This is a genomic window from Mesorhizobium sp. M7A.F.Ca.CA.001.10.2.1 (assembly GCF_003998575.1).
Lineage (GTDB): Bacteria > Pseudomonadota > Alphaproteobacteria > Rhizobiales > Rhizobiaceae > Mesorhizobium.
In genome coordinates, this window is the sequence record NZ_RZQY01000237.1 from 1 (window position 1) to 8,252 (window position 8,252).

The 8,252-nt window shown below is 63.9% G+C and carries 8 protein-coding genes; 5 read left to right on the forward strand and 3 right to left on the reverse strand.

From position 1 onward, the window contains the following. Positions 1-145 precede the first annotated feature (145 nt). A complete protein-coding gene (xdhC, locus tag EN964_RS16675) occupies positions 146-1,156 on the forward strand; it encodes a xanthine dehydrogenase accessory protein XdhC (protein WP_127271953.1) in 1,011 nt (336 codons plus the stop codon). Positions 1,157-1,168: 12 nt separating this feature from the next. Here the strand turns inward: xdhC and EN964_RS16680 are convergent, their stop codons facing one another. The 3 genes from EN964_RS16680 to EN964_RS16690 all read right to left on the reverse strand — a co-directional run bounded on the left by EN964_RS16680 (position 1,169) and on the right by EN964_RS16690 (position 4,468). After that, positions 1,169-2,434, reverse strand: coding sequence for an LLM class flavin-dependent oxidoreductase (locus tag EN964_RS16680; RefSeq protein WP_127266489.1), 1,266 nt, complete (start codon positions 2,432-2,434; stop codon positions 1,169-1,171). Beyond that, on the reverse strand, positions 2,431-3,444 hold the full coding sequence (locus EN964_RS16685; protein WP_127266490.1) for an LLM class flavin-dependent oxidoreductase: 1,014 nt from the start codon (positions 3,442-3,444) through the stop codon (positions 2,431-2,433). The genes EN964_RS16680 and EN964_RS16685 overlap by 4 nt, the downstream gene beginning before the upstream one ends. Before the next feature lie 103 nt (positions 3,445-3,547). Next, positions 3,548-4,468 carry a LysR family transcriptional regulator gene (locus EN964_RS16690; protein ID WP_027039874.1) on the reverse strand — a complete coding sequence of 307 codons (921 nt, stop codon included), beginning with the start codon at positions 4,466-4,468 and terminating at the stop codon, positions 3,548-3,550. 162 nt (positions 4,469-4,630) lie between these two features. Here EN964_RS16690 and EN964_RS16695 point away from each other — a divergent pair, with 162 nt between their 5' ends. The 4 genes from EN964_RS16695 to EN964_RS16710 all read left to right on the forward strand — a co-directional run. Further along, complete coding sequence (locus EN964_RS16695; RefSeq protein ID WP_127266491.1) at positions 4,631-5,848, forward strand: urate hydroxylase PuuD; 1,218 nt, start codon at positions 4,631-4,633, stop codon at positions 5,846-5,848. Between the two features lies 1 nt (position 5,849). Further along, the gene (gene guaD, locus EN964_RS16700; RefSeq protein WP_127266492.1) at positions 5,850-7,166 is read left to right on the forward strand and encodes a guanine deaminase; all 1,317 of its coding nucleotides are present in this window, start codon (positions 5,850-5,852) and stop codon (positions 7,164-7,166) included. Between the two features lie 143 nt (positions 7,167-7,309). After that, the gene (locus EN964_RS16705; RefSeq protein WP_127266493.1) at positions 7,310-7,813 is read left to right on the forward strand and encodes a heme-degrading domain-containing protein; all 504 of its coding nucleotides are present in this window, start codon (positions 7,310-7,312) and stop codon (positions 7,811-7,813) included. Beyond that, positions 7,810-8,252: DUF4147 domain-containing protein (locus tag EN964_RS16710; RefSeq protein WP_127276551.1), on the forward strand; the 443-nt coding region annotated here is incomplete at its 3' end. The genes EN964_RS16705 and EN964_RS16710, both read left to right, overlap by 4 nt.

Sequence of the window (8,252 nt, forward strand, 5' to 3'; positions counted from 1 at the left end):
CGAGGCCCCCGCCACACCGGAACGCGTGCTGATGGCGATCGAGCGGCTGAAGAAAGAGGCCGGCGCCTGAATCCGGCCCAGGGGGTCAGCAATGTGTGCAATCCGGGCCGAAAAAACCTATATTTCCCGCACGGGAATGCGAATGATGAATTCGAAAGTGCAAAGCCTGAGAGACTTCCTTGCCAGCGCCGACCGGATTGCCCTGGTCGAAGTGGCTGGCACAAAAGGTTCGACGCCACGCGAGAAGGGCGCATTTATGCTCGTCTCGCGGGCGGCGATCTTTGGCACGATCGGCGGCGGTCAGCTCGAATACATGGCAATCGACAGGGCCAGGCAGATGCTCTTCTCCCCCCTTGAGGGGGAGATGTCGGCGAAGCCGACAGAGGGGGTCCTATCAGAAGGCACCGCCAGGGCGTTGAGCCCGGTCGATCCGACCCCACCCGGCAGCTTCGCCGCCACCCTCCCCTCGAGGGGGAGGGGAACCCGCATCGAGGTTGACAAAGTCTGCGCTACCCTGGACGTCCCGCTAGGCCCGGAAATCGGCCAATGCTGCGGCGGGCGCGTCGAAGTGCTGATCCGGCTCGTCGATGCCGCGCTTGCCGCCGAACTGGTTGCGGTTGCGGAAGCCGAAGAGGCACACCTGCCATATGTCTACGTCTTCGGCGGCGGCCATGTCGGCCAGGCGCTGGCGTCGACGATCGCACTTCTTCCCGTGCACGGCGTCGTCATCGAGACGCGCGCCGAAGCACTGGAAGGCATGCCGGAAACCGTAGAGATGCGGCTGACGCCGATGCCCGAGGCGATGGTGCGCGATGCTCCCGCCGGCACTGCCTTCGCCATCCTGACCCACGACCATGCGCTGGATTTCCTGATCGTCGCCGAGGCGCTGAAACGCGACGATGCCGCCTATGTCGGCATGATCGGCTCGAAGACCAAGAAAGCGACGTTCAGGAACTGGTTCCTGAAATCGGCGGATGGCAGTCAAGCTGAGTTTGCCCGCCTCGTCTCGCCAATCGGCGGCGACACCGTCAAGGACAAGCGCCCGCAGGTCATCGCGGCGCTGGCGGCGGCCGAGATCATGACGGCGCTGGTCAGTCACAACGCAACCTCAAGTGCCGACCATCAAATTCCGCATGGCAGGGTGATGGCAGGCTAGGCTGCGCCACAGCTAAACCGGCTGTTTCAAACCCAGTTGGTCGCGCAATGTGCGGCCCTCGTACTCCGTGCGGAACAGGCCGCGCCGCTGCAGTTCAGGCACGACGAGCATCGCAAAGGCATTGAGTTCGCCGGGGAAATAAGAGGGCATGACGTTGAAGCCGTCGGCGGCACCGCCTTCGAACCGCGCCTGCAACTCATCGGCAACCTGGGCCGCCGTGCCGACGATGCGCCAATGGCCACGCGCGCCGGCGAAATGCCGGGCAAGCTCGCGGATAGAGAGGCCGTCGCGGCGCGATTGCTCGATGACCAGCGCCTGCCGACTTTTCATCCCCTCGCTCTCCGGCAGGTCCGGCAGCGGCCCGTTGATCGGGTAGCGCCACAGATCGGAGATGCTGAGATAGCTGGACAGCAGCGCCACACCGACGTCGTCGGGGATCAGCGCCTGCAATTCCTCATATTTTTCACGGGCCTCCGCTTCGGTCTCCGCCACCACTGGCGCGACGCCCGGCATGATCTTGATGTCGTCAGGCTCGCGCCCGTAGGCCGCCAGACGCCCCTTGAGATCGTCGTAGAAGGCCTTCGCTTCCTCGAAGGTCTGCGCCGCGGTGAACACCACATCGGCGGTGCGGGCGGCAAGGTCGCGGCCGACATCCGAGGCGCCGGCCTGGACCATGACAGGCGCGCCCTGCGGCGAACGCGGCAGATCGAGCGGGTCGCGAACCGAAAAGCTCTGGCCGTCATGTCCGGATCCAGAAGCTCCATCGAGCTTGCCGTTCCAGAGCCCGGTTACCACCTCGGCGAATTCGCGCGCGCGCTCATAGCGATCGGCATGGGGCTTGAGGCCGGTCGAGCCGAAATTGGCGGCCTCGACAGGGCTGGCCGAGGTGACCAGGTTCCAGCCGGCCCTGCCGCCGCTCAGATGGTCGAGCGACAGGAAGGCTCGCGCCAGGCCATAGGGCTCGTTGTAGCTTGTCGAGGCTGTCGAGACGAGGCCGATGCGGCTGGTCTGGACGGCGAGCGCCGAAAGCAGGCTGATCGGCTCGAAGCCGATCGAGCGCGAAGTCTGGCTGGCAATGCCGACATTGGCTTCGCGCAGGCCTGCGGCATCTTCGCAGAAGATCATGTCGAACTTCGCCGCTTCCGCCGTGCGCGCCAGCGCGATGTAATGGTCGATGTCAGTGCCGGCGGTGACGTGTGCCTTGGGATGGCGCCAGGCCGCGATGTGGTGGCCTGTCGCCCACAGGAAGGCGCCGAGCTTGATCTGGCGAGCGGTCATCGGTCACCTCCGCCGGCAAGCCCGAGATGCGAGCGCAACGTCGTGCCGCGATAGTTCTCTCGAAACAGGCCACGCTGCCTCAGTTCCGGCAAAACCAGATCGACGAAATCGTCGAGCGCTGAAAGCTGTGCCGGCATCAGGATGTTGAACCCGTCGCAGCTTTTCGCCCGGAATTCCTCTTCCAGCCTCTCGGCGACGGCAGCCGGCTTACTATCGGCGGTTGGCGCGACGTTCGTCAGCACCTTGACGGCATCCGGGTCGCGTCCACAGGCTGCGACACGGCGCCTGATATCGTCATAGCGTCCTGTCGCGCCCTCCACCGGTCCGTCATCCAGCAGGATGACATCGGCGATGCGGGCGGCAATATCCAGGTCGGCTTCGCTCAAGCCCGACAAGACGAGCACTGGCGTATCCTGCGGCGAGCGTGCGACGTTCAGCGGTCCGCGCACGGAAAAGAACTCGCCCTTATGGTCGAGCAAATGCATCTTTTCGGGGTCATGGAAGCGGCCGCCGCTCTGGTCGAACAGCAGCGCGTCCGCATCCCAGCCCCGCCACAGACCTTGCACGATGCCGATACATTCCTCACTGCGACGGCGGAAATCGTCGGGCGAAAATCCCCCGGGCCGGCTGAAATTGGCTGCTTCCCGTGGCGCTTGCGTCATGGTTGCGTTCCAGCCACTGCGGCCATGGCTGATAATGTCGAGCGAGGCGAAACGGCGCGCCAGATTGTATGGCTGGTGGGCGACGGTCGATGCCGCGGCGACGAGCCCGATCCTGCTTGTGACAGTCGCCAATGCGGCCAGCAAAGTGGTCGCTTCGAAGGGCATCGGGCTGTTCGCGGCACCGCCGCCGGCCGCCGGTGCGGAATCGGCAAGCAGCACCATGTCCAGGCCCGCTGCTTCGGCCTTTTGCACGAAACCAGTCAGGCGGCTGAATCCCGGTTCCGGCGATGGATCGGCGATCCCCGGAAACAGCGAAACGGCAAGATGCATTGTGGCGCCGCTGTCCATCGATGGTGCCTGCGAGACGAAATACCACCCGAACTATGTTCGCCACTTCAGGGGATGGCAACCGCTGGCGCTGGGCCAACCGCCGGTCACGTGGAGGCCAGCATTATTTCCCAGCTAGCAGATCGTTGATCAGTCGCTGGCAGCGCTCGGCCATGAAGTCGAGCAGCAGCCGCACTTTTGGATCCTGCAGCTTCTTGTGCGGATACACGGCGGCGAACTGCACCGGTGTCGGTGGCGTGCTGCTCAGGATCACCTTCAGCCGCCGGTCGCGGATGAATGGCTCGACCTCGAAGCGCGGCTTGTTGATGATGCCGCGGCCTGAAAGCGCCCAGCCGGTCAGCACGTCGCCATCGTCGGTGTCATATGGCCCGTGCACCTCGAATTTCTGCGGGCCTGTGGGGGTCTGCAGCGTCCACACATATTCGCGCGCGCCGGAATAACGCAGCATCAGGCAGTCGTGCTTCTTGCCGATCAGTTCCTGCGGCTCGATCGGTTCGCCGCGCGCCTCGAGATATTTCGGCGCCGCCACCAGCACGCGCTCGCATTCCATGATGCCGCGCATCCTGAGGCTGGAATCCTCGATGATGCCGAGCCGGAAGGCGACGTCGATGCCTTCCTTCATGATGTCGACATTGTGATCCGAAAGCCTCAGCCTCACCTCGATGTCTGGGTATTTGTCGTGAAAATCGGGAATGCCCGAGGCCACCAACCGACGGCCGAGGCCCAAGGGGGCGGTGACGCGGATGGTGCCGCGCGGCTGACCGGAAAGCGCCGAGACCGCGGCTTCCGCTTCGGTGATCGCCTCCAGCACCTGCTTTGCGCCCCCGTAAAAAACCGTGCCATGCTCGGTCGGCATCAATTGCCGCGTCGTGCGGTTGAACAGACGCACGCCTAGGTGCTTCTCCAACTCCTTGATGCGGTTGGAGGCGACCGCCGGCGAAATCCGCATGTCGCGCCCGGCCGCCGACAGATTGCCGAGTTCGACCACGCGAACGAAGACGGCAATGTTGTCGAGATAGGCCATGCGGTTTAGTGGCTTTCCTGAGGCCGCCTTCGGGCGGCTCCCATCCTGCTGCGTGTGACTACCCTAGTATTTTCCATTTTTTTTTGAAAGTCATCGTGCACCTCGCCTCTTTCCGTTTGCGCTCCAACCCGTAAAGTCGCCCGATCGGCAGGGACGATTTCAATGATGGATTTCGCGATTTTCTGGGACTGGCTGAGTTTTGCCGTGCGCTGGCTCCACGTCGTCACCGGCATCGCCTGGATCGGCTCGTCCTTCTACTTCGTCGCGCTCGACCTTGGCCTGCGCCAGCGTCCCGGCATGCCCGTCGGCGCCTTCGGCGAGGAATGGCAGGTGCATGGCGGCGGCTTCTACCACATCCAGAAATATCTCGTGGCGCCAGCCGAAATGCCGGAACACCTGACCTGGTTCAAATGGGAATCCTACGCCACCTGGCTGTCCGGCTTCGCCATGCTGTGCGTCGTCTACTACGCCGGAGCCGATCTGTTCCTGATCGATCCGAACGTGCTGCCGATGTCGGTGCCTACAGGCATCCTGCTGTCGCTGGCAACGATTGGCGTCGGCTGGGTGGTCTATGATCTGCTGTGCCGCTCGCCGCTGGGAAAAAGCGATACCGGCCTGATGCTGGTGCTCTATTGCGTGCTGGTGTTCATCGCCTGGGGGCTGACGCACCTGTTCACCGGCCGCGCCGCCTTTCTGCATCTGGGCGCCATCACCGCCACGATCATGTCGGCCAATGTCTTCATGGTTATCATCCCAAACCAGAAGATCGTCGTCGCCGACCTCATCGCCGGCCGCAAGCCCGACCCGAAATACGGCAAGATCGCCAAGCAGCGTTCGCTCCACAACAATTATCTGACGCTGCCGGTGCTGTTCCTGATGCTGTCGAACCACTATCCGCTGGCGTTCGGCACTGAGTTCAACTGGGTCATCGCCTCGCTGGTGTTCATCATCGGCGTGCTGATCCGGCACTATTTCAACTCGGTCCACGCGCGCAAGGGCAACCCGACCTGGACCTGGATGGCGGCACTTGTCCTGTTCATTGTCATCATCTGGCTGTCGACCGCGCCGAAAGTGCTGACCGGCGAACCCAGGGAATCTGCGGCGGCGCAAATCTATGTCGCTTCAGCGCATTTCCCGGCCGTACGCGACACCGTGCTCGGCCGCTGCTCGATGTGCCACGCGGCGGAGCCGGTCTATGAGGGCATCTATCATGCGCCCAAGGGCGTGATGCTCGACACCGACGCCGACATCGCCAACCACGCCCGCGAGATCTATCTGCAGGCCGGCCGCAGCCACGCCATGCCGCCCGCCAACGTCAGCCAGATCACCGACAAGGAGCGGGCGCTGCTGGTGGCCTGGTTCGAAGGCGCAGGGAGATAGCATGAACTCGACACTTCTGCGCGGCCGCACGCTGTCCTTCGTGCGCTGGCCGCAGACCATCGACGATCATTCCGCCTGGCGCTACGAGGAGGACGGCGGCCTGCTGATCCGCGACGGCCGGATCGTCGCTGCGGGCACCTATGCCGATGTTGAAAAGCAGGCCGGCAAGACGGCGAAGAAAATCGACCACCGGCCGCATCTGCTGCTGCCCGGCTTCATCGATGCGCATGTGCATTTTCCGCAGATGCAGGTCATCGCCTCCTATGGGGCAGAACTGCTCGACTGGTTGAAAACCTACACTTTTCCGGAGGAAACGAAGTTCGCCAACGCCCAGCACGGCCGCCGCATCGCGCGGCTGTTCCTCGACGAAATGGTGCGCCATGGCACGACGACGGTTGCCGCCTACTGTTCGGTGCACAAGGCTTCGGCGGAGGCCTTCTTTGCCGAATCGCATGACCGCAATATGCTCAACATCGCCGGCAAGGTGATGATGGATCGCAATGCGCCCGACGGCGTGCTCGACACGCCGCAATCGGGTTACGACGACACGAAGGCGCTGATCAAGGAATGGCACGGCAAGGGACGGCAGCACTACGCCATCACGCCGCGCTTCGCCATCACCTCGTCGCCGGAGCAGATGGAGATGGCGGGCGCGCTGTGCCGCGAACATCCCGATTTGCACATGCAGACGCATCTGTCGGAAAACCACGCCGAAATCGCTTTCACGCAGGAACTCTACCCGTGGTCGCGCGACTATACCGACGTTTACGAGCACTACGGGCTGTTGGGCAAAAAGAGCCTGTTCGGGCACTGCATCCATCTCTCGGAGCGCGAAGCGGATGCGCTTTCCGACAGTGGCTCGGTGGCGGTGTTCTGCCCGACTTCCAACCTGTTCCTCGGCTCCGGCCTGTTCGACTATCAGCGCTTTCGTCGCCGCGAAAAGCCGATCCGGATCGCCGCCGCCACCGATGTCGGCGGCGGCACCAACTACTCCATGCTGCGCACCATGGACGAGGGCTACAAGGTGATCGCGCTGAACGGCGAGAAGCTCAACCCGCTCCAGTCCTTCTGGCAGATGACGCGCGGCAATGCCGAGGCGCTGTCGGTGGCCGACAAGATCGGCACGCTGGACGAGGGCACCGATGCCGACATCGTCGTGCTCGACGCCAGGGCAACGCCGGCGATGCGGCTCAGGATGGAGACTGTCGAGACGCTGGCGCAGGAACTTTTCCTGCTTCAGACGCTGGGCGACGACCGCACTGTCCGCGAAGTTTATGTGGCGGGGCGGCCAGCCAAGGCGGATATGATCGCGGGGTGAGACCCCCTCACCCCGAGGGGAGAGGACCGCAGCTCGACGGAGTGGGGGTCGACCCTGGCGGGGCAACACGATCGCCGCGACGGAAGCTTGACCGGGCGGAGCTTGTCGTACACACGATTTGTGACTGACTTCGGAGAAAGAAAATGGCCGCTGCGGACGACATCGCTCTGATCCAGAAGCAGGAAGAGACGCTGGTCTTCCCGGCCTTCGACGAGGCCGTCGCCTTCGAGATCGGCGCGGCGATCCGTGAGCGGGCACTGGCCGAGGCCATGCCCATCATTGTCGATATCAGGCTGTGGGATCGGCCGCTGTTCTACGCCGCGATGCCGGGTTCGAACGCCTCGAACCCCGACTGGGCGCGACGCAAGACCAATGTGGTCAAGCGGTTCCTGAGAAGCACCTATCGTATGGTGTTGGAACAGCAGCGCCCGGACCGCAGCTTCAAGATCGGCGAAGGGCTGGATATTGCCGACTACGTGCTGGCCGGCGGTGGCTTTCCGGTGACCGTCAAGGGCGCCGGCGTCATCGGGGTGATCGCCGTCTCCGGACTGCCGGAGCGCGAGGATCACGGCGTCGTCGTAGATGCGCTATGCGATCATTTGGGCGTCGACAAGCGCGGCCTGGCATTGCCTCGGGACGCCGAATGACCGTGCTCGATCCCAAGGCATTCCTGACCTCCATCTTCAACGCCGCCATCGCCGCCGCCGACCCGGAACGAACCATCCGGGATCATCTGCCGGCCAAGCCGAAGGGCCGCACCATTGTCATCGGCGCGGGCAAAGGCTCGGCGCAGATGGCGGCAGCGTTCGAGAAAGCGTGGGACGGCCCCATCGAAGGGCTGGTCGTCACCCGCTATGGCTATGGCGCGACCTGCGAGCGCATCGAGATCATCGAGGCGGCTCATCCGGTGCCGGACGCTGCCGGTCTGGAAGCCTCGCGGCGCCTGCTCGCCAAGGTCCAGAATCTGACTGAGGATGACCTGGTGGTGGCGCTGATTTCCGGCGGCGGCTCGGCGCTGTTGCCGTCGCCCGCCGGCGGCTTGACGCTGGCCGACGAGATCGCCGTCAATGAGGCGCTGCTCGCCTC

Excerpts from the sequence above, each read along its gene's own strand:
- EN964_RS16690 (WP_027039874.1), bottom strand. The coding sequence starts at position 4,468 with ATGGCCTATCTCGACAACATTGCCGTCTTCGTTCGCGTGGTCGAACTC.
- EN964_RS16695 (WP_127266491.1), top strand. The coding sequence starts at position 4,631 with ATGATGGATTTCGCGATTTTCTGGGACTGGCTGAGTTTTGCCGTGCGC.
- EN964_RS16705 (WP_127266493.1), top strand. The coding sequence starts at position 7,310 with ATGGCCGCTGCGGACGACATCGCTCTGATCCAGAAGCAGGAAGAGACG.
- xdhC (WP_127271953.1), top strand. The coding sequence starts at position 146 with ATGAATTCGAAAGTGCAAAGCCTGAGAGACTTCCTTGCCAGCGCCGAC.
- guaD (WP_127266492.1), top strand. The coding sequence starts at position 5,850 with ATGAACTCGACACTTCTGCGCGGCCGCACGCTGTCCTTCGTGCGCTGG.
- EN964_RS16685 (WP_127266490.1), bottom strand. The coding sequence starts at position 3,444 with ATGGACAGCGGCGCCACAATGCATCTTGCCGTTTCGCTGTTTCCGGGG.
- EN964_RS16680 (WP_127266489.1), bottom strand. The coding sequence starts at position 2,434 with ATGACCGCTCGCCAGATCAAGCTCGGCGCCTTCCTGTGGGCGACAGGC.